This window comes from Bdellovibrio sp. NC01, assembly GCF_006874625.1.
Classification (GTDB): Bacteria; Bdellovibrionota; Bdellovibrionia; order Bdellovibrionales; family Bdellovibrionaceae; genus Bdellovibrio.
The window spans coordinates 291,715-311,519 of the sequence record NZ_CP030034.1; the positions used below are offsets into that span (position 1 = coordinate 291,715).

Consider the following 19,805-nt stretch of genomic DNA (forward strand, 5'->3'; position numbering starts at 1 on the left):
GTTACTTCTTAACGGTATCCGCCACTGTGAACATGCTGCATGAGGAGTACACAATCGAAGTGGGACTTTTCGATTTCTTCCCTAAGGCTTCGGCTTTGTCGTGAAAATCAGAAAACAATTTGAATAATTCTTTACGAGAAGCTTCGTCCACTGCATACGTCATGTTGAAGTAACGAATTGGACGATAGGTAGCGGGTTCACCAAAAGCTTCAGAAGCAAGTTTGAGTCCCACACGACCACGGGCAAAGGACTCTTCGGTCGTCGCAGCCGTTTCGACATGTCCTTCAGGAACGTCACTGTCTTTTAAAGTCTTTAAAGACTTCGCAACATCCGCTTTGGAAATATTCTGATTGCGTAGTTGCGCTTGAATCCATTCGGGATCTTTCTGGTATCCTTCAAGCTGACTCATCGTTTGCACGATGGTGTTTAAAGAATTATTAAACACGGCTTCATCCACTTTGATTTGATCCGCAGAAGGAAAGCTTGCGCCCTTTTGGCCCGAAATAATTTTTAAAAGTGTGTCGAAGAAATAAGTCATGTCCTTATCATCGACGGTATTTTTGCAGGCAAGGAAGACGAAATAGTTCTTTTCATCTTTGCCCATGCGAAACGCTTTCGCCGCGCCAGAAAGTTTATCAAGCGACAGATGGCGTTCTTGATCCATCACCATTTTAAAAAAAGACTTAGAAATGCCGATCTCTTCCGCAATGAGTTGCAAAGTGATGTTCTTATGAGTCTGTTTTAAGTCCTCAAATTTATCGCGCAATAATTCTCTGTAGTCTTGATAGTGATAAAAACTCTTTTGGCTCATGCGTAAATGTTAGAAGACCCCATAAAACCACGCAACAACCTTGGCAGGGGAGGTCTGGTTTTAAGGCCTTTATTTTTTCGGAACGTAATTTAAAAACACAAAACCATTTTTAAAAACACGTGAATTCGTCAATTGCAGATTCAGTCTTTTCTTCATGCCAGAAAATTGGGAGCGGCCTTCGCCAAGAGCCACGGGTACGATCATGACTTGATATTCGTCGATAAGGCCCGCGTCACTTAATTGGGCGACAAGACTGCCGCTGCCAAGAATGGCGATGTCAGATGAGGCGGATTCTTTGAGTTTGCGAACTTCGGTAACAAGGTCACCTTTGATGAGTTTAGAATTTTCCCAAGTCACTTGATTAAGCGATTTAGAAAAAACGATTTTCTGCATGCCATTCATACCGGCGGCGACTTCGGGCATACTTTGTTTCGCTTGTTCGGTGGGCCAGAAGGATTCCATCAGTTGATAGGTCTTTCGCCCAAACAGAAGAATTCCGCCGCTGCTCGCGTTGTTTTTAACGAAATCAAGAAAGTCTTGATCGCCTTCATTACTGTGCGCCCACTCGACGCCATCGTTTTTATCGCAGAAATAACCATCCAGTGAAATTGAATTAAACACTAAGATTTTGCGCATGGGTCCCCCGAACCAATTATCGTAAGAACATAAACTGCTTGTCTAGTTACGACTGTTGAGGTGCAATCAAAGTAAGGAGATACATCTATGAAAGCTAAATTGCCTTTGATCGCGCGCATTCTTCTTGGTTTCGTTTTCTTTGCATCCGGTTTGTTTGGTTTGATTCAATGGTTTCAAGGTTCGCCTATGCCAGAAGGATTGCCAGAATCGTTGGTGACTTTTAACAAGGGTCTTGAAGCGACAATCTACTTCATGCCGTTCTTGAAAATTACAGAGACTCTTTGTGGTTTGATGTTGTTGGCGGGAATGTGGGTGCCACTTGCTCTTGTTGTACTAGCGCCGATCTTGTTGAACATTTTGTTTGTTCACGCTTTCCTAGCTCCAAGTGGTTTGCCATTGGCGATCATCTTAGGTCTTTTGGAAGTGTACTTGGCGTTCTTCTCTGCTCCGTATTCACCGACTGTGAAACAGCTATTTAAGCGCAAGTAATAACAGCTTAGCCCCGATACCCAGAGCAACACCGAATCCCAAGTGATTTAAAAAACTACTGCGAAGAAGAGTGTTGTTCTGTGGTCCTTTGCTACCAAGCACGCCAAAGCCAAATGCTGGAAACATCCAGAACCACGGCAGCACATTCGTGAAAATCCCAAACGCTATTGCCCACAACATATTATCCAGCGGCATGTCCATCGCTACGCTTGTCACATAATACAAAAAGCTTAAACCAATCCCGATACCATAATGAGCAAAGCAACCAATCGCCTTTTCGTGACGAAGGGGAGCAGCCTGTAAAATATTTTGATAACGGAACTGCCCGTGAAAGAAGCCACCGATCCAACGACCAATTAAGGCGTAGCTTCCACCATTATGAATTCTCAATTTTTTGCCAAGAATGTTGCATAGATCCATGAAGGCCGTAGAGAAAATACCAAGAGCGATGCACATTAAAACAACTTTAAAAACCAGCGAAATCTGCATATAAAAATACTAAGTAAACACGAACTTGTTGTCAATGGAACATACAACCCGGAGTTTATTTCATTACTATTGGATAATATAGGGCCCCAATAAAACAAATAACTTTCGGTTGGGTCCGTTTTTGTATAAAAAGGGCAACATCAATGAACGGATTAAAAAAAGACTTCCATCAGTCGAATTACGCGATCTCTCCAGAGACCCTGGAAAGACTGCGCCTTACCAGCCACCTCAATGAGAGTGACTGGCAAGATCTATTGGGCGTGGGCTGGTGGGATTATAAAATGATTCGCTCGGGCCAAAGAAAATTGCCCGAAACTTCATTGATCAAACTTTCTGATCACTTTCAATACGATCCGCAATCACTGATTTCGGGAAATATCGATTTCCATGACATTCAGATCAAAAACGAAATCAATCATTGGACGATGCCAGAAAGCTATTCTTATGCAGCCTATGGTCGCCGCCGTACAACAATCACAACATTTGAATATCTAGAGAAGTATCATGGCTGGCAGTTGCGCTATGATCTTTTAAAGCATTTGAATTTGAGTGAGTCGGTGATGCGCGATCCATTTGCACCGATCAGTATGCGTATCATTACTGACGCCGCCGCTTACTTGGCGCAACGTCATTTCGGTCCTAAAGATTTTTTCGCAATGGGTATGTATTCGTTCGTTGGTAACGTAAATACAATTCTTGGCAAATTCTATGCGGGCTTAAGCAGTCCTAAAGAAATCCTTGAACACATGTGGGGCGATTGTTTGAAGTTCTATGAAAAGAACTGCATCTATCGTTTCTTGCGCTTGGATGACCAAGGTGGATTGCTTGAAGTGATTTCTGAACCATTGGTGGCAGAGGAAATGCGTGTTGCCCATTTGGGGAACGAACACATCTGCCAACTCAAAGCAGGCATGATGGCATCCGCACCAATGTACTTGGGTCATTCGCAAGCACAAGTGAAAGAAAAGTGCTGCGTGCACAAAGGCGCGCCTTCGTGCATCTTTGAAATCACTTTTGCGCCGGCTCCAGATCTAGGCCGCCTTACGTAATCTTTTAATATCTGTTTTTTCTACTAACGCACGACGATCCCACACGCTTTGCCATTTGCGTTCGGCAAGTGAAATCACGTTTTTATCGAATGACGAGTGCATGACCAGCACAGGCTCCTTCACTAAATGAGCAACTTCAATATTAGGCAAGACCTCGCCGTTAAGACTTAAAGGTTTATGGCCAATTTCTGCAAACAGCTTTTCCGTTTTAAAACGTAAAGTGCCGCCGATCACAATATCAGTCACATTTTGTTCGCGGTAAAGCAGGTGATAGAAAGCGACAAATGCATCTTTCAAATTGATGTGCGTGAGTGGACCTTTTTTAAAGGCTGGATCAGCGGTCCATGAACCTAGGTAAGCAAGTTTGCCACCCTCACGTTCACACTTACCGATAATGGTTTTTACAACTTCAGTGTGCTGTGGGGCTTTCGCATTTTGCACTAAGCTGAGCCCCGGAAAATTTTGATTGAACTGTTTGCATTGATCAAGAGTGATCGTTTTATAACCCATCACCGGTTGCAGTTCGCCACTTTGATCAGGCAAACACAGCAACACATGAGTCGCAAAAAAGTCGCTCGTGTCGACAGGTAAAACACCTTTTGAATAACATGAACCGTAACCGATTTTTTTAAGTTCTACCATTTTAGCAAAGGCATTTTGCACAGAAGGCTCGGCCCAATTCTCAAATGGAGATTCTAAAATCAAAAGCTGAAACTGATCTAAAACGTTCCCCACTGCTTAAACTCCTCGTTGATGTCTTCAATTGAAACAACCCAATTAAATTTCTTAGAATTCTTCGCGTTTATAGGCAGAATAATTTTTACCTAAGTATGGTGGATTTTGTTTAGGTTCAAAAGAAAAAAATGGAGTACGTATATGGATGAGTCATACCGCGAACGGTTCCTTCGCAGCATTGGGATATTCTCTGAAGAGCAGCTTCATAAATTCAAATCAACAAAGATTGCCGTCGGCGGTTTAGGACTGGGCGGATCGATTTTTATTAACTTAGTGCGAATGGGATTTGAAAATTTCCACATCGCCGATCCAGACACGTTTGAAAGAACGAACATCAATCGTCAGCGTATGGCGAAAGAAACAACGATCGGAATGCGTAAGGATGAATGCTCTTTAGCGGAAGCAAAAGCAATCAATCCCGCAGTGAAGATTAAAACTTTCCCTGATGGCGTGAAGCCAGAAAATCTAAATGAATTTCTTGATGGCGTTGATTGGGTGGTCGACGTTGTCGATTTATTTGCGATGAATGACAAGCTGGCGCTGAATGTGGAAGCGCACAAGCGTGGCATCCCGGTGGCGTCATGTGCAACGCTTGGTTTTTCAGGATGCTGTGTTGTCTTTAATAAAAATACACCTTCATTTGCGCAGCTTACGGGGATTTCTCCGGAGCTTCCTTATGAAGAAAATCTGTCGCGCTTCTTGCGCTTCATTTGTCCTGAAGTCCCTTCGTATATGTGGGGGCAATTGATTCATGCTATGGATCGTTCGGGTTACATTCCGTTTGTAACTCCGGGTGGTGAAAGTGCCGCGGCCACATGCGCTTCCGAGATCGCAAAAAATATCGTGGGACTTGGTAAACCAATCCATGCGCCACAAGGTATCTTTGTGGATCTTGCCAATGCGAAGACCGTAGTGTTCGAGGCTTCTTACAAAGCTCGACAATTAAATATCCCGGATCATTTAAGAAAGAAAAAAGCAGCATGAATTTACGACCACGCATCGTAGAAATCATAGATCCCATTTTGCAGTTAAAAGCAGGCAATCGGATTTTCACTTCTCTTGAGGGTGAAAATCCGGGTGGCTCTATGAAAGATCATATGGTGCGTGGTGAAATCGAAGAGCTGTTAAACACGGGCCGCTTACAAAAAGGCGGCGGTGTTGCTGAGGTCAGTGCTGGCAGTACGGCGGTGTCGCTTGCGCACTATTGTCAGCGTAATGATTTGCAGTGTGTGCTTTTTGTGCCGAACGGAATTTCGCCCGAGATCGTTGCGAACTTACGACGCCAAGGGGCTACGGTTTATCAAGAAGAACTCGCGCAAATTTATCAGGTCTTCGATGTCTTTATGAAAAGTCATCCCGAACTCATTGCCTTTAATCAACTTTACGATGTTTCAAAGCGCCGTCATTACAACTCGTTTGGTTCACTTATTCAAAATGAGATTGGACCATTGGCAGCCGTCATCGGTGGAGTGGGCACCGGGCATTCGTTATTAGGAATTTCAGAAGGCTGTGGCGCAGGTGTTCAAGCGATCAGCGCGGAGCCTGCCTCGTTTAAGGTATCGGGGGTTCGTAATGTGGCCATCGACCGATATGGTGATCAAGATTCATTAAATGCGCAAAGTTTCGATCAGAGATTCTTAATTACACCTGAAGAATTGACCGCGACTGAAAGTATCCTCACGTCCGTGGGTGAAATCCAAATTGGGGCCTCTTTTTCTCTCGTTTTGGCTGCTGCCAGAGCGTATTTTAAGGGAAAGACCCATCAAAAAATCTTTGCAATTAGCGCCTCTGGCAAGCTATTAGCGGCTGGCAGATCTCAAAAGGCTGCCTAGAGTCGTTTCTAGGTACGTCTTACAGAAGTATAAAAATTCTATAACCAATTAATTGTTTGAGAGCCCTTGGAAAACTATAGTAAAAAGCTCGTATAAATCTAAGGATGTCGATGTCGGATGTAAAGCAGGCCTCATGCAGTCATGATGAGATTTGGAAGGTAGCTTTTTTAAGCTCACCTCAGGCTATGCTTATAACGACTTCCGATGAACGCCTTGTCGATCTGAACCAAGCGGCCAAAGAACTTCTTAATCTTGAAAGTTACGATGCTTCAGCGCAAAAGCTGCAATGTATTCTGGCGCGCTTGCATGTGAACTTGCGTAAGGCGATTCGCTTGCAAAGAACTTCTGTAAAACTTGATGGCGGCGATTTCTTGGTGTTTCATCTACAGGACACGCGCGATCAAGTTTATTCACAACGTCTGCTTTCTTTTTTCGCGACAACTTTAAAAGCTCTAGATCATCTTGATGTCGAAACAAGTTGTGCGGATATCCTTGAACAATCAGCTCGTATTGCTCTGACGGATATTTGTGACTGGTGTCGTATTGATCTTCGCTCTGATTTGAATTTAGGTCGCGGTACTTACGCGCACAAAACGGCAGCGCTAGAAAATCTATTAGGCGAATTGCACGCATTGGAATTTGAAAATGCGGATGCCTCTTTAAGTCCGGTGAAGGTCATTCGTTCTGGTATTTCTGTTTTTAAAGAAAATGTTTCTGAAGAATTACTGCAAGTATTGGCAAGTTCGCCGCGCACATTCGCATTGTTGCAACACGTTGGTTTAAGCTCTTACATTTGCGTGCCCGTTAAAAAGGGTAATGACACTGTCGGCAGTATGACCTTCGCTCGCATCACGGGTTCGCAAGACTTTGATGCGATTGATTTGATGATGGCTGAAGAGTTCGCAGGTAAAGTGGCCGTTAGCATTGAACGTGCGCTGCTTTATAAAAACTTGGCCGAGATGAAAAATGCTGCAGAGTCAGCGAATCGTGCGAAAACAAATTTCTTAGCGAACGTCAGCCATGAAATTCGCACACCACTTGGTGCGATCCTTGGCTTTTCTGAATTGCTGGCATCGGCTTCGCCTTCTTTGAAGGATCGTACCGATTGGGGCAACAAGATTCGCAACAACAGCGGTCATCTTTCCCGCATCATCAACGATATCTTGGATCTTTCAAAGGTCGAAGTCGGTCGTTTAGATCTTGAAGTGAAGAAGATCGATTTTAGAAATCTTCTGAATGATATTTACGGATTTGCTCGTAGCCGTGTCGGTGATAAAAACATTGATTTGCAATTCATTGTTGAAGGTCGCTTACCGCGCTTCATTCACACAGATGAAACGCGTTTGTCGCAAGTTCTTTCGAATATCATCGGCAACGCGATTAAATTTACGAATCAAGGCTATGTCCGAGTGAAAATTGGCAACCTTGATTATGTAAATGCTTCTGACAGAAAATTCTTTACGCATGAGCAGCGCATTTTCTTTGAAGTGACTGACTCGGGAATCGGTGTTGGTAAAGCGGAAGCTTCACTTTTATTCCAACCGTTCAGTCAGGCGGATTCATCGCACACTCGTCAATTCGGGGGCACGGGCTTAGGCTTAGCACTTTCGCGCAATCTTGCGCGCGGTTTGGGCGGCGATATTGTGTTGAAAGAATCAGAAGTTGGCAAAGGTTCGACATTCTTGATTACGATCAATGCGGGGGACGTCAGCGAATTTGCGACGTTTAACGAAATCATCGCCACGGATGTTGAAGTAACACCAGTGCAACCGGAAGAAGACCAAACTCTTGTTCTAAATGGCAGACGTGTGCTGTTAGTTGAAGACTCTGTCGATATCAGCTTGTTAGTAAAACGTTTCCTTGAAGGGGCCGGCGCTTCGGTGGCTCTTGCTGATAATGGTGATGAAGGCGTCAAGGCTGCGCAGGCAGGAAGTTATGATGTTGTCCTGATGGACGTGCAGATGCCTGTGAAAGATGGTATCGAAGCGGCCCGAGAACTTCGTGATGGTGGCTATACAGGCTTGATCGTGGCCCTTACTGCCAACGCCATGAAAGAGGAACGCGAACGCTGTCTTGAGGCGGGTTACGACGCTCATTTGAGCAAACCAATGCGACGTTATGATCTTATTCGCAACCTCTCAGATCTTATTAATCAAGCAGCGGGGCGCACTTCGCATTCGGGGTACTCTACGGTCAAGTAAACTTCACAATCGACTGGCGAAGGGGATCTTGGCGTGGTAGATACTAGCACCCTTGATTCCCATCCATTGTGAGGTTTCCCCGTGAAATTCGAGAAATTCCATCTATCTGAAGACCTGCTTCGTAACCTTAATGACAATGGGTTCTTTCGCACAACAGACATTCAATACAAAGCCATTCCTTCGATCCTAAAAGGCGAAGACGTGCTTGCGATTGCGCAAACGGGAACAGGTAAGACCGCGGCCTTTGCGATTCCAATCATCAACATGATTCATTCAAGCAAAAGCAGCAAGCGTTCAGTCGGTATCCAGTGCCTGGTGATGGTGCCAACACGTGAACTTGCGCAACAAATCGGTGAAGTCTTCAATAAACTTGCAAAACACACTAAAGCGAAAGCCTTCGCGTTGTACGGTGGTGTTGAACAAGATGCCCAGATCAAAAAACTTCAAGACGGTATCGACATTTTGATTTCGACTCCAGGGCGTATGTTCGATTTGATCAGCCAGGGTTTTGTGAACATCAGCCAAATTGAAACTTTGGTTTTGGATGAGGCCGATCACATGTTGGATTTGGGTTTCATTGAAGATATCGAATCTATTAAGCGCAAACTGACTCGTCGTCATCAAACGTTGTTTTTCTCTGCAACCATTAATCCGGAAATTAAGAAGCTTGCGTTTTCACAAGTGCGTAGCTCTGCAATTCGCATTCAGATTTCTCCTGATGATCCGGTTTCTAAAAACGTCCAGCACTTTGTGATGTTTGTAGAGATGGATGATAAACGTTTCTTCTTGGCTGAATATCTTCGTCAGCATCCTGAAGGAAAGTTCATCGTCTTTGTTAGAACTCGCGTGCGCGCAGAGCGTGTTGCAAAAGCGATGGAACGTGCAGAGATTTCTTCGCTGACTTTGCATGGTGAAAAAGATCAATCAAATCGTAACGAAGTGATGACTGCTTTCCGTAAAGGCGAGTGCAAGCTTTTGATCGCGACAGACATCACAGCTCGCGGTATCGATATTCCTGACGTTACACATGTTATTAATTACGATCTTCCGGAAAAACCAGAAAACTATGTTCACCGCATTGGTCGTACGGGCCGTGGCTTCAACAAAGGTATCGCTGTTTCATTCTGTGCCGCTGAAGAAAAGCCGTTGCTTGAAGATATCGAAGCATTGCTGACGAAAAAAATCGAAGTTATCAAAGTCAGCAAACAGGATTATCAAATCATTGCGTCTCAACCTGAAAGTGGTCTTGGGATGGATCTTGAAGCTCTTCTTGCCAGCGAAGATTTGTATAAATCAAAGGGCAAAAAGAAGAAAAAATAAGCTAGCCTCAGGACCTAAAAGGCCTTTTGTGTGACTTATTCGTCAGAAGTGTGTTGCTAGAAAGCAGCACACTCGACGACGCACTCGCCAGAGTGTCCAGCAGAGTTGCAATTTCTCTGTTCCTATTGGAAAATCTCTTCATCAGTTTAAATCCTAACCGAGAGAGATTTATGAGCATTTCACAAGTCCCATTTATTACATTGAATCGTTTTGAGCCTGGCTTCCGTGATGAGTTCTTGAACGGTGTTGCTTCCCTTTTCGATAAAACTCAATTCGTTGGCGGTCCGATCGTTGGCGAAATGGAAGCAAATCTTGCGGCATATACAAACTCAAAACATGCAATCGGTTGCGCAAACGGTACAGATGCAATTCAAATTGCGCTTCGTGCAGTTGGTGTTGAAAAGAACGATAAAGTTCTCGTTCCAGATATGACTTTCTGGGCAACTTTTGAAGCAGTAGTTAACGTGGGTGCAAACCCTGTGACTGTTGACGTGAACAAAGAGACTTGCCATTGGGATCTTGCGACTTTCAAAAAAGCAGTGACTGAGTTCAAACCTAAAGCTGCTATCATGGTTCACCTTTACGGTTGGGTGACTCCTGATACTTTGGAAATCAGAAAATTCGCAAAAGAAAATAACGTTCTTTTGATTGAAGACGGCGCGCAATGCTTCGGTACTGAAATCGAAGGTCAATCAGTTCTTGGAACAGCATTGATCTCTACAACAAGCTTCTACCCAGCAAAAGTTTTGGGTGCTTCTGGTGATGCGGGTGCGATCTTCACAGCGAATGATGAATACGCGAAGAACTGCCGCACATTGATCAACCACGGTCGTACTGATCACTATTCTCACGGTATGATTGGTTGGAATTCTCGTATCGGTGCTTATGAGTCATTGTTCTTGAACATGTCTTTGAAACACATCGATGCGCGTATCGAAAGCCGTATGAAAGCGGTTAAGTTTTACGAAGAGGCCTTGAAAGGTCTTCCACTAAAACCATACAGAGCAAGTTCAAAAGTAAAAGAAAACGGTTACTGCGCGGTTGCGATGATCGAACCTTCATTGCGTCCTGCTTTGATCGAGACTTTGAAAAAAGCAAACATCGGTCACGGCACAATCTATCCGGGCGCGATGAGCTTGCAATCAGGTGCGAAAGATCACTTGGCTGGTAAGATCGATAACGGCAATGCTCACTATGTTTCTCAAGCAGTTTTGAATCTTCCATGTTTTGCATACATCACTCAGGAAGAACTTCAGTACGTTGTTGATACAGTTAAAAAGCATTTCAACGGCTAGTTCGATTTTAAAATTCAAATTGAATGCACATGAAGGAGTCTTCTTTGCGGAAGACTCCTTTTCTTTTTTAAGCGTCGCCCTTTCGGCAGCTGCCGGGTTGGCGGCAGTCTGGTCTGCCGGAAATTCGGCAGAAAAACCTTGTAATATCAATAATTTACGCAATAGCGTTGGCACAACCTCTGCAATTGAAAGAGTCAGTGAGTTTAACAAACTGATTCAAAACAATAATCTACTCCGGCGCAGTCGGAGAGTAGACAGGGGAAGTTATGTACGCAACGATCGATTTCAAAAAGCAATTGAAAGCATTTGCGATGTCAGCGGTATTGATCGCAAATCCAATTTTGGTGGCGAACGCCGAAACGAAACGCAGCACTCGTCCTTTAAATGTATCGGGTGTTGTGGTCGCTTCTAATCCAATCGTAAATGCACTGGTGCGAGTGTATGACGACCATGGAAATCTTTTGGCAACGTCTAATAAAGTCACTGATAAAGACGGTTACTTTGAAGTGACAGTGCCAACCGAAACTTTGGGCGCGGGTTCAAGCCTGGTGTTTCAATCTGCGGGCGGCAAAAACGGCACCGAAAAATTCGACGGCAATTTATTAAGTACGGTGCCAGTGCAAGCGACGACAGAGGTTGTACATTTGAACTCTGTTACGACGCTTGGTTCTTTGTATCAAGGTTATCGTCGCGATGTGAATGCAGTCCAGACAGAAGCTCGTCTTCGTAACTTCTTACAAATCCCTTCCGTAGTAAGTCTAGGTTACGGTGTCGAGAATCCTCATTTAACTGTCTTCAGTGCGGTTGAGATGGAAAAAGCTGCGAAGGCAAATGGTGGCTTCAATTCTTATGCTAAGAACCTTGCGCGTGAAATGGCGGCAGATAATAAAACAATTCATCCATTTGTATCTCCTAAAAACAAAGAGCTGCTAACGGCCTCTCCCTCTGAATGGTTAGCGGAAAAATTGTTGGCGGGTGTTGCTGGAAAAATCGGTGCTGATATTTTCTCGGGCTTCATGGCGGGAATTGGTTTCCCGGATAGCAATAAGCAGATCATTGATCTTCTAAATCAAGTCTTAGCGCGAATCGCGGCGATTGAAGCCTCACTTCATAGAATTGAAGTGGCCATTGGTCAGGAAGAGTACAACTTGCGTGCCGGGGATCTTTGGAAGAAATACGGTCACTATGCTGCGATTGTTGATCAAATGAAAGCGACTGATTTGATCGCAAAGAAACATCCAGGTGATGAAAAAGTTAAACAAGACGTGATCAAAGCGGGTCAAGACTATGTAAGACAAATCAATGCTATGGGTATGACTTTCGTAACTGAAGTGCACAGTGAATTTGTGACTGAAGGATCGATCACTCCATTGCAAAAGATCTTTTCGCAAAATCAATACTTGCAAAGACAATTGGTGAATAAAGAATATCTAGAGATCGTAAATACGCAGTTGGAAAAGTACATGTCTTTGCAAGCGGTGGCGGCTTCTTTGTATGCCTCTGCGTTGCGCGAAACAAATCCGACTCAAGCCGATTCAGTGATCGCAGTCGCAAAAGAGTATATGTCTGAACAAGCGGTGGTATTGCCTGAAGCGAAAATCTTTTCTTCGAAGGATGATATGGAAGCCATCGCGAAGGGAACGAGATTTTACGAGCGTGAAACGAACTTGGTTTGGGATGCAAGTTACCAAACGTTCAAAGGTTGCAACGACATGCACACAGCAAAACGTGAATTCCGTGTGCCTCAGTACGACGAAATGGTGAACATGCTAAATCGCACGGGCCAACTGGGTAAACGTTTTGAGGAAGCTGTTAAAAATATCGGTTTCTCTAAACAAGATGCTGAAGGTGTGAAAATGATCGTGTTCGGTTGCCGTGAAACGAAATATGTTAAAGACAATTCGATTAACTGGTTCGGTAACGATCAACGTGGTCCTTGGGATCAATACTACGACAGCTTGGATCAATTCAGATCTGTCGCGAATATGAAAGGTGTGAGCTCTCAGTTCCACACAATGAAAGTGAAACCTTTAAATTAAGTTAACTAAAAAAATGAAAACCGGGTCTGTGAAGATCCGGTTTTTTGTTTTAGAATCGGCGCATGGCTAAAACGATTTATTATAGCGCAACAAGTTTGAATGGATTCATCGCCGATAAGAACAATTCACTGGATTGGCTTTTTCAGTTCGGTGGGGGTGATGAGGTCGCTGAAATTTCGTCGTATAAAGAGTTGATTGCAAACACGGGCGCTATTTGTATGGGCTCAACCACTTATCAGTGGATGCTCGACAATCACATGGCGCAAGGAAATGCGTGGCCGTATCAAGTGCCGACATGGGTTTTTACCACACGAAAATTAAAAGGTATTGACGGTGTTGATATTCGTTTTGTTCAAGGTGATGTCACGCCAATTCATGCGGAAATGATAAAGGCAGCCGCTGGAAAAAATATTTGGATCGTCGGCGGGGGAGAACTCGCAGCTAAATTTTACGATGCCAAATTATTGAATGAGGTTGTCTGGCAAATGGCGCCGCTCACGTTAGATGGTGGGGCGCCATTGTTTCCTCGAAGAATTCATCCACCAATGAAGCTATTGAAGACAGACATCATTGGTGGAACGATGGTCGAAGTTAAATACGAAGTTCGCTATTAGTAAAGTTGCAGAGTTGCAGAACCTGGAGGCGTATTGAACGCGCCAGGAAGGCCTGGATCTGGCGCACCGATTGTCAGAACAGTCCCGTCGTAAGTTGCGATATTTTCAACGTTCTTATTCCCACTATTCGGGAAGTCCATGTTCAGGCATGACATCATGTATGATGATTTCGCAACACCATTCGCACCGGTGCTTGTGCCTGAGCTGTACGGACTTGTACCACCACAATCGCTATTGAATGCTGATTGAACTGTCACGGAACCCGCCATCACGTAAGAACTATTTACGACAAAGGAAATCTGTTTCGCGCTTCCTGAAATCGTGTTGCCTACATTGTAAGTGCCCGAAGTTCCGTACACGACTGTGATCGGCAAACCTGAACAACTACCGCCGGTATACCATTCGATGCTCGAGTTGTAGTTTCCACCACTATTGAAAGTTATATTTACTTTGTAGTGATTTCCGCCAGTCACTGTGTCACTGCCTGAAAGGCAACCACTCGACCAAGCTTTGACGATTCCATCAGTTCCCGTTCATTCAGATTAGCGAGCTAAATTCATTTAACAAAATTTAGTGATATATGTGTTCCAAACTTAGAATTACGTCGAGAAACGGGTCAAAAGTGTCTCAGAATTGATCGCGAATATAAAAAATCGGCAAAGATACGAAAGCGAAGCTGGATCTTAGTCCTAGGATTTTTCAAGCAGCGACTTCAAGCTGTTAAGGTTCGCCTAAACGACATAGATGTCGTTCTCGAAATTTGTTTATGAGCCTTCTGTTGACGTTCGTAGTCGCGCATCCTTATCGTTGTGAATATGTTTGCAGGAATCGAACCTTATACATCTGGATTTTTGTCAGTCGGCGAGGGCAATGAAATTTATTGGGAAGTTTCTGGCAATCCTAAAGGAAAACCCGCGCTGTATTTGCATGGTGGTCCTGGTGGGGGAATCAGTGGTGGCTATCGCAAACACTTTGATCCCGCGAAATTTATGATCGTATCGTTCGAACAAAGAGGCTGCGGTCGCAGTCGTCCTGGCGTTGGTGATGCTGATTTTGATTTATCCACGAACACAACTCAACACTTGATCGCAGATATAGAAAAGTTGCGTGAGCATTTAGGTGTAAAAGATTGGTTGCTCTATGGTGCTTCGTGGGGAACGACGTTGGCATTAGCTTATGCGATTGCTCATCCTGATCGCGTGCGCGGAATTATTCTGGCGGCCGTGACGACGACAAGTGCAGAAGATGTAAAATGGCTTGTTGAAGATATGGGACGTATTTTTCCGGAAGCGTGGGAAAAGTTTGCGCAAGCATCTGGAGCGCAAACGGGTGAACGAATTATCGATGCTTATTATCGCAAACTGATTTCCTTCGATAAAGCTGTTCGAGATCAAGCGGCCCTTGATTGGTGTGCGTGGGAAGACGTGCACATTTCCTTAAAACCCGATTATCAGCCTGATCCGATGTTCAAAGATTTAAAATTCGCGGTGCCTTTTGCGACCTTAGTGGTTCATTACTGGCGAAGTGCCGCATTCTTAGGTGATAGTATCCGAAAAGATTTAGGGCGTATCACTCATATACCTGCAGTTCTTATTCACGGTCGTCGCGATATCAGCTCGCCGATGTCGACACCTTATCAACTTCACAAGGCTTGGCCCGGAAGTAAGTTTGTTGTCATCGAAGAAGAAGGACATGGCGGCAAGATTATGGGAAATGAGATTTCCAAAGCGGTTACTTTATTAACTATCAATTGAAAAAAATCATTGAAATGAGATGGGGCTAAATAAATGCCAATGGATCCAAATCGGTTTAATAAATCTGATAAAGAAACTCTTGAGAAAAGAGCAGCTTCGGTCTGTAGCAATCCATTCTGTGGAAAAATTACTTCAGGGCCACATTCAGACGAAGATGATTCTATAAATATCGGTGAGGCTTCTCACATTAGAGGCGCGAATCCCGGTAGTGCACGATATGATGAATTAATGTCTCCACTCGAGCGCGCTAGTATAACTAATGGTATTTGGCTTTGCAGAACTTGTGGGAAATTAATCGATTCTGATGAGAAAAAATTTACGGTAGAGCTTCTTTATTCATGGAAAAGAAACCATGAAAGAAAGATCTTAGAGCAGATTAATGGCTTGGAGAGCAAGATCATCGACAATGAAATACGTGCTTTTGAAAATGAATCTCCATTAGCGAAGCAGATTGTCATCGATAAACCAAAGCATTGGCACTTACTTCTTACGATCGAATTAATAAGATCGAAAATGATGCATATAAAGACAGAGTATGACGACTTGAGGCGTGGGCTTGTTTATCGCCCAACCAAAATTTTGGATGGACGTAAAGTCCCTGAATGGTTTCAGCTGAAAATTGACGACCTACAAACAGTGCTTCATTTTTTAAATGTGTTAATAAACGAAGAGTTGCAAAAAGGATGGGCCCCACCCGGAGTTCCGAGTGACATGGTATTAATTAAAAGGTCAGCTGATAAGTTAGTTGAAGTTTGTCTTGGAATGCTCGAGTGGGAAAAGGATTTAAGATTCACCAAATTTCCGGACGAATATCTAAAAGTTAAAGATGGTATGCTTGGTTGGACGAAAGAAATTTTTGACCAAGTGGATAGGATTTGGGCTGATTTGCGAGGAATTGTAGAAAATGGAACGCCTGGTGAATATGAAATTAAACTTTCCTTGGTTCCACCAGATAACCTTCAACAGGTGGGAGAGCATTTAAAAAAGGGAGTTAATGAATTTTTGAGAAATAGTAGAAGCTAATTGAAAATATTTATCTGGAAGCAAAAAAGCCGGAGGGGACTCCGGCTTTTTTGTTTTTACTGCGGTTGAGTGATGAACTGTGCAGTTGAATCTTTAACTTGGCTTCCGAATGGCTGCACGCGGCCTTTCAAGTATTTGCCAAGGAAGTCTTCGATGATGGCGTTAGAGGCCATGTTATTCGAAGCTTTAGCGAAACCGTGTCCTTCATCTGGGAACAACACATACTCAACAGGAATTTTTTTAGTAACCATCGAGTTATAGATTTGATCGGCTTCGGCTTTTTTCACGCGTGGATCATTTGCACCTTGCAAGATCAGTAACGGTGTTTTGATTTTATCCGCAAAGTGCAATGGCGAAGCGTTGTACAGGATCTTACGACCTTGCTCTGTTCTTGGGTCGCCAACACGTTTGTAAAGTGTCGTTCTAAAACTTTCCCAATAAGGCGGAACTGACTTCAAAAGAGTTTCTAAGTTTGAAGGACCGACGATGTCAACGGATGCAGCAAAGACATCAGGTGTGAATGTGACTGCTGCAAGAGCCGAGTAACCACCGTAAGAGCCACCGACGATCGCTACTTTTTTAGAGTCTGCGTAACCTTGCGCTATGGCCCAGTTAACGGCATCGATCAAGTCATTGTGCATGTTGCGACCCCATTGCAAATCGCCCGCATTCAAGAATTTCTTACCGAAGCCAGTCGATGCGCGGAAGTTCACACTCAAGACGTTGTAGCCTCGATCTGCAAACCACTGGTGCATTGAATTGTATCCGTAGGAATCGCGCCCCCAAGGACCACCGTGCACAAGAAGCACAAAAGACTTATCCACAGGCTTTTTCGCAAGTGTCAGATAAGAAACCAAAGTCAAACCATCACGCGATTTGATTTCTACCGGAGTCATGGGGCTTAAACGATCCGCATAGGCTTGTAGTGACTTACGACCAACCATAGGTTCGCCAAGTTTCTTTGCTTTGGCGTCGTAGAAATAGAACGTGACCGGTTTATCTGGAGCCGTTGAAGTCACAACCCATTGGTCACCCTCAAAACTCATGGACGTTACGGAAATGTCTTCACCTAATTGTTTCTTCAACGATTCAAAGTTCTGTTGGAAATCCATATCAAAGAACTGAAGTTCTTTTTTCAAATACGTTGCAGAAGCGACTAATAAGGCTCCAGTTTTAGGATGCAAGAACAAGTTATCAATGTCGGCTCTGTTATTTGTCGCAAGAACTTTTTGTTTGTTCGTTTTCAAATTCCATTCGATCAATGCGGCTTTGTCTCTTTTACGGCTATCGACAAGATAGACTTTGCTGCCATCAAATGAAATGTCGGCCACAGCCGTGCTCATGCTGTCTTCAAATGGCACCACGAATTTCTTTTTGAAAGAGCGAGATTTTTTATCCCACAAGAAATACGTTGATGTGCCGTCGCCATTTGCTTTCGAGGCAATAACGGGATTGTACTGCTTATCGAAGGCGATGCTTGCGAAGTTATCTTTGTTCGTAAATAGGTCTTCAGTCTTTTTAGTCGTTAAATTGAGGATTTGATAATCGAAGTACTGGGGGTTGCGTGCATTGGTCATGATCACAACTTCGTTCGGACGTTGGAAGCTAACTTCGGCGACGTCCGTTTTCGCTTTACCAGGTTTTGTGATTTCTTTGGTTTCACCTGTAATGACGTTTACAGTGAAAAGCCCGTCATTTTCATCGCCGCTAACGTCTTGGGTGAAGATGATTGTGCCTGCTGTGTACGTCCAATTGTAATTAAAGACGCCTCTTTTAGAATCGTTTGTTACAGGTTTTGAAGTTTCAGGTTTGCCGAACTCTTGTGACCAAACGTTCAAGACGCCATTGTGTTCTTTAAGGAAGGCAACGTATTTGCCGTCTGGGCTGATTTTGATTCCCGCGATGTCGGGATTACTAAATAGAACCTCGCGCGGAATATAGTCGGGATTTACTTTCGTCGTTTTAGTCGCCGTTTGACAGCCAGTTGCTACGATCAGGGCCGTTACCAGCGCGGGAAGAATCATTTTCTTCATTATGTTTTCTCCAGTTGTCTTAGAAGTCTCTGCCGTTGATTTCTTGGATTTTAAGTTTTGAAAGATCAACATTGTCTAGACAGCGCAGATTGATTGCGGCCATGACTTTGCCATCCGGTGATTTGCCCTTTGCGAAGGCTTGCACTCCGCAATGTTTGCAGAATGAATGATCGATGACTTTTTTATTAAAATGATAGTGAGTAAGATCTTGTTCACCGGAAAGAAGTTTGAAGTTTTCTTCTGGCACGAAATCAAGCAAAGTGCCTTTCTTCATGCAAATCGAACAATTGCAGCTAATTGCATTTGCAACGTTGATATCAACTTCATATCGAACTTTGCCGCAATGGCAGCCACCTGTGTGCTTCATAAGATCCTCTTTTGTTGGTTGAGGGTTTATTGTGCAGGTGGTGCATGTTAATGAGCAATATTTTTGTAGATCTAACTAGACACTCAATCATGATTGATAGCAGATGACCGAATCAAAACAGGTAATAATGTATATTTTGATTATCTTTAATAGTTATGGGCGGAGTCCTTTTTAAAGCTCGTTATTTAATGCCGTGCTTCTGTTTCTTGATCGCGTTTTTACAAATGAACGCAGGTCACGCTTTGCTTCGCAGCCAAGACGACGCAAGCAAACAAGCGAACGCGGTCTTAGCGTTGATGTCTTATTCCGCGATTCCGGATTTGGCTTCGAGTTCTCTTTCCATCAGCAATGCGAATACCGGAAACCCGCAGATCGCGATGTCACAGATCGGTGGGGGAGCCACTATGAGCACAGACTTTCCAATTTATTTGGAAGGCGCGGTGGCGTACAGCCGATATGATCCGGTCTTTATTGCCAGCAATGGTACTGATGAAAGAAAAATTCCAGTGAAATGGACATCAGGAACTTTGCAGGCCGGTATCGGTTATGACTTTATGATTGCGGAACATTGGGCGATCCGTCCGATTTTTAATATGGCAGCTGGTGTAGTGACAAGTGATATGAAAATCGCTTCTGCATTAGTTGGAGCCTATTTAGGTAGAGAAATCGAGTTTCTTGATGGTGGTTCAATGACGGTCGGTGGCTTGGGTGGATCGTTAATGCTTGATTATGAATTTCACGCACCTGATGCACATGATATCGATTTTGAAGCCCGATATTCTTATATTCATTTACAAACGATGGGTGGAAGTACCTCGGTGAAAGGTTATTCCGATTCTAGTACCGGCAGTCTTTATTATCGTTATCGCGCACCGATTGATGAGTGGAAGGTTTTGCAGAAACCATTTCGCTACGTACTTGAAGGATCACTTTCGCATTATATGGGCGATCAAGCCGGCGTACTTGGTTTTGATTATTTGACGTCGGTGGGTTTGGGCGTCGAGTTGGATTCGAGTGCTTATAAGGTCTGGGTGACACGCACACGTTTAGTGGCTCGTTATATGTTTGGTGTTGATGTAACCGGATACTCTTTTGGTTTAGCTTGTTCATTCTAAATT

At 43.9% G+C, this 19,805-nt stretch carries 19 protein-coding genes; 12 read left to right on the forward strand and 7 right to left on the reverse strand.

What is annotated here, in order from left to right:
• Nucleotide 1 precedes the first annotated feature (1 nt).
• Both DOE51_RS01495 and DOE51_RS01500 read right to left on the reverse strand, forming a co-directional pair.
• Nucleotides 2–811 (reverse strand): TIGR02147 family protein, encoded by an 810-nt coding sequence (locus DOE51_RS01495; protein ID WP_142694837.1) that lies wholly within the window; start codon nt 809–811, stop codon nt 2–4.
• Between the two features lie 69 nt (nt 812–880).
• Nucleotides 881–1,447 carry a dihydrofolate reductase family protein gene (locus DOE51_RS01500; protein WP_142694838.1) on the reverse strand — a complete coding sequence of 189 codons (567 nt, stop codon included), beginning with the start codon at nt 1,445–1,447 and terminating at the stop codon, nt 881–883.
• Nucleotides 1,448–1,534: 87 nt separating this feature from the next.
• Between DOE51_RS01500 and DOE51_RS01505 the strand changes: the two genes are divergently transcribed.
• Nucleotides 1,535–1,936, forward strand: coding sequence for a DoxX family membrane protein (locus DOE51_RS01505; protein WP_142694839.1), 402 nt, complete (start codon nt 1,535–1,537; stop codon nt 1,934–1,936).
• Here DOE51_RS01505 and DOE51_RS01510 read toward each other — a convergent pair.
• Nucleotides 1,919–2,425, reverse strand: coding sequence for a DUF2938 family protein (locus DOE51_RS01510; protein ID WP_142694840.1), 507 nt, complete (start codon nt 2,423–2,425; stop codon nt 1,919–1,921). The two genes, DOE51_RS01505 and DOE51_RS01510, sit on opposite strands and share 18 nt — an antisense overlap.
• Nucleotides 2,426–2,568: 143 nt before the next feature.
• On the opposite strand from DOE51_RS01510, the gene DOE51_RS01515 reads away from it, so the two are divergent.
• Nucleotides 2,569–3,474 (forward strand): hypothetical protein, encoded by a 906-nt coding sequence (locus tag DOE51_RS01515; protein WP_142694841.1) that lies wholly within the window; start codon nt 2,569–2,571, stop codon nt 3,472–3,474.
• On the opposite strand, the gene DOE51_RS01520 is transcribed toward DOE51_RS01515, so the two are convergent.
• A complete protein-coding gene (locus DOE51_RS01520) occupies nt 3,457–4,209 on the reverse strand; it encodes a hypothetical protein (protein ID WP_142694842.1) in 753 nt (250 codons plus the stop codon). The two genes, DOE51_RS01515 and DOE51_RS01520, sit on opposite strands and share 18 nt — an antisense overlap.
• A 141-nt stretch (nt 4,210–4,350) precedes the next feature.
• Here DOE51_RS01520 and DOE51_RS01525 point away from each other — a divergent pair, with 141 nt between their 5' ends.
• The 7 genes from DOE51_RS01525 (at nt 4,351) to DOE51_RS01555 (ending at nt 13,510) form a co-directional block, all read left to right on the forward strand.
• On the forward strand, nt 4,351–5,193 hold the full coding sequence (locus tag DOE51_RS01525; protein ID WP_142694843.1) for a ThiF family adenylyltransferase: 843 nt from the start codon (nt 4,351–4,353) through the stop codon (nt 5,191–5,193).
• Nucleotides 5,190–6,041 carry a pyridoxal-phosphate dependent enzyme gene (locus DOE51_RS01530; RefSeq protein WP_142694844.1) on the forward strand — a complete coding sequence of 284 codons (852 nt, stop codon included), beginning with the start codon at nt 5,190–5,192 and terminating at the stop codon, nt 6,039–6,041. Before DOE51_RS01525 ends, DOE51_RS01530 begins: the two co-directional genes overlap by 4 nt.
• Before the next feature lie 110 nt (nt 6,042–6,151).
• On the forward strand, nt 6,152–8,242 hold the full coding sequence (locus DOE51_RS01535; RefSeq protein WP_371726638.1) for a response regulator: 2,091 nt from the start codon (nt 6,152–6,154) through the stop codon (nt 8,240–8,242).
• A gap of 81 nt (nt 8,243–8,323) precedes the next feature.
• Nucleotides 8,324–9,562, forward strand: coding sequence for a DEAD/DEAH box helicase (locus DOE51_RS01540; RefSeq protein WP_142694846.1), 1,239 nt, complete (start codon nt 8,324–8,326; stop codon nt 9,560–9,562).
• A gap of 170 nt (nt 9,563–9,732) precedes the next feature.
• Entirely contained in the window at nt 9,733–10,857 is a 1,125-nt protein-coding gene (locus tag DOE51_RS01545; protein ID WP_142694847.1) for a DegT/DnrJ/EryC1/StrS aminotransferase family protein, read from the forward strand.
• A 266-nt stretch (nt 10,858–11,123) separates the two neighbouring features.
• The gene (locus DOE51_RS01550) at nt 11,124–12,896 is read left to right on the forward strand and encodes a hypothetical protein (protein ID WP_142694848.1); all 1,773 of its coding nucleotides are present in this window, start codon (nt 11,124–11,126) and stop codon (nt 12,894–12,896) included.
• Nucleotides 12,897–12,958: 62 nt separating this feature from the next.
• The gene (locus tag DOE51_RS01555; RefSeq protein WP_142694849.1) at nt 12,959–13,510 is read left to right on the forward strand and encodes a dihydrofolate reductase family protein; all 552 of its coding nucleotides are present in this window, start codon (nt 12,959–12,961) and stop codon (nt 13,508–13,510) included.
• Here the strand turns inward: DOE51_RS01555 and DOE51_RS01560 are convergent.
• Complete coding sequence (locus DOE51_RS01560) at nt 13,507–13,983, reverse strand: hypothetical protein (protein ID WP_142694850.1); 477 nt, start codon at nt 13,981–13,983, stop codon at nt 13,507–13,509. The genes DOE51_RS01555 and DOE51_RS01560 overlap by 4 nt on opposite strands.
• A gap of 342 nt (nt 13,984–14,325) precedes the next feature.
• Here DOE51_RS01560 and pip point away from each other — a divergent pair, with 342 nt between their 5' ends.
• Nucleotides 14,326–15,264 (forward strand): prolyl aminopeptidase, encoded by a 939-nt coding sequence (gene pip, locus DOE51_RS01565; protein WP_142694851.1) that lies wholly within the window; start codon nt 14,326–14,328, stop codon nt 15,262–15,264.
• A gap of 33 nt (nt 15,265–15,297) precedes the next feature.
• Nucleotides 15,298–16,287 (forward strand): hypothetical protein, encoded by a 990-nt coding sequence (locus DOE51_RS01570; protein ID WP_142694852.1) that lies wholly within the window; start codon nt 15,298–15,300, stop codon nt 16,285–16,287.
• Nucleotides 16,288–16,343: 56 nt separating this feature from the next.
• Here DOE51_RS01570 and DOE51_RS01575 read toward each other — a convergent pair whose 3' ends face one another.
• A complete protein-coding gene (locus DOE51_RS01575; protein WP_142694853.1) occupies nt 16,344–18,320 on the reverse strand; it encodes a S9 family peptidase in 1,977 nt (658 codons plus the stop codon).
• Nucleotides 18,321–18,339: 19 nt separating this feature from the next.
• Nucleotides 18,340–18,687, reverse strand: coding sequence for a GFA family protein (locus DOE51_RS01580; RefSeq protein ID WP_142694854.1), 348 nt, complete (start codon nt 18,685–18,687; stop codon nt 18,340–18,342).
• Nucleotides 18,688–18,842: 155 nt separating this feature from the next.
• On the opposite strand from DOE51_RS01580, the gene DOE51_RS01585 reads away from it, so the two are divergent.
• Nucleotides 18,843–19,802, forward strand: coding sequence for a hypothetical protein (locus DOE51_RS01585; RefSeq protein ID WP_210415554.1), 960 nt, complete (start codon nt 18,843–18,845; stop codon nt 19,800–19,802).
• Nucleotides 19,803–19,805 lie beyond the last annotated feature (3 nt).

Bases quoted from the DNA above. Each gene is read 5' to 3' on its own strand.
- DOE51_RS01495 (WP_142694837.1), bottom strand. From the start codon at position 811: ATGAGCCAAAAGAGTTTTTATCACTATCAAGACTACAGAGAATTATTG.
- DOE51_RS01500 (WP_142694838.1), bottom strand. From the start codon at position 1,447: ATGCGCAAAATCTTAGTGTTTAATTCAATTTCACTGGATGGTTATTTC.
- DOE51_RS01505 (WP_142694839.1), top strand. From the start codon at position 1,535: ATGAAAGCTAAATTGCCTTTGATCGCGCGCATTCTTCTTGGTTTCGTT.
- DOE51_RS01510 (WP_142694840.1), bottom strand. From the start codon at position 2,425: ATGCAGATTTCGCTGGTTTTTAAAGTTGTTTTAATGTGCATCGCTCTT.
- DOE51_RS01515 (WP_142694841.1), top strand. From the start codon at position 2,569: ATGAACGGATTAAAAAAAGACTTCCATCAGTCGAATTACGCGATCTCT.
- DOE51_RS01525 (WP_142694843.1), top strand. From the start codon at position 4,351: ATGGATGAGTCATACCGCGAACGGTTCCTTCGCAGCATTGGGATATTC.
- DOE51_RS01530 (WP_142694844.1), top strand. From the start codon at position 5,190: ATGAATTTACGACCACGCATCGTAGAAATCATAGATCCCATTTTGCAG.
- DOE51_RS01535 (WP_371726638.1), top strand. From the start codon at position 6,152: ATGTCGGATGTAAAGCAGGCCTCATGCAGTCATGATGAGATTTGGAAG.
- DOE51_RS01545 (WP_142694847.1), top strand. From the start codon at position 9,733: ATGAGCATTTCACAAGTCCCATTTATTACATTGAATCGTTTTGAGCCT.
- DOE51_RS01550 (WP_142694848.1), top strand. From the start codon at position 11,124: ATGTACGCAACGATCGATTTCAAAAAGCAATTGAAAGCATTTGCGATG.
- DOE51_RS01555 (WP_142694849.1), top strand. From the start codon at position 12,959: ATGGCTAAAACGATTTATTATAGCGCAACAAGTTTGAATGGATTCATC.
- pip (WP_142694851.1), top strand. From the start codon at position 14,326: ATGTTTGCAGGAATCGAACCTTATACATCTGGATTTTTGTCAGTCGGC.
- DOE51_RS01570 (WP_142694852.1), top strand. From the start codon at position 15,298: ATGCCAATGGATCCAAATCGGTTTAATAAATCTGATAAAGAAACTCTT.
- DOE51_RS01575 (WP_142694853.1), bottom strand. From the start codon at position 18,320: ATGAAGAAAATGATTCTTCCCGCGCTGGTAACGGCCCTGATCGTAGCA.
- DOE51_RS01580 (WP_142694854.1), bottom strand. From the start codon at position 18,687: ATGAAGCACACAGGTGGCTGCCATTGCGGCAAAGTTCGATATGAAGTT.
- DOE51_RS01585 (WP_210415554.1), top strand. From the start codon at position 18,843: ATGGGCGGAGTCCTTTTTAAAGCTCGTTATTTAATGCCGTGCTTCTGT.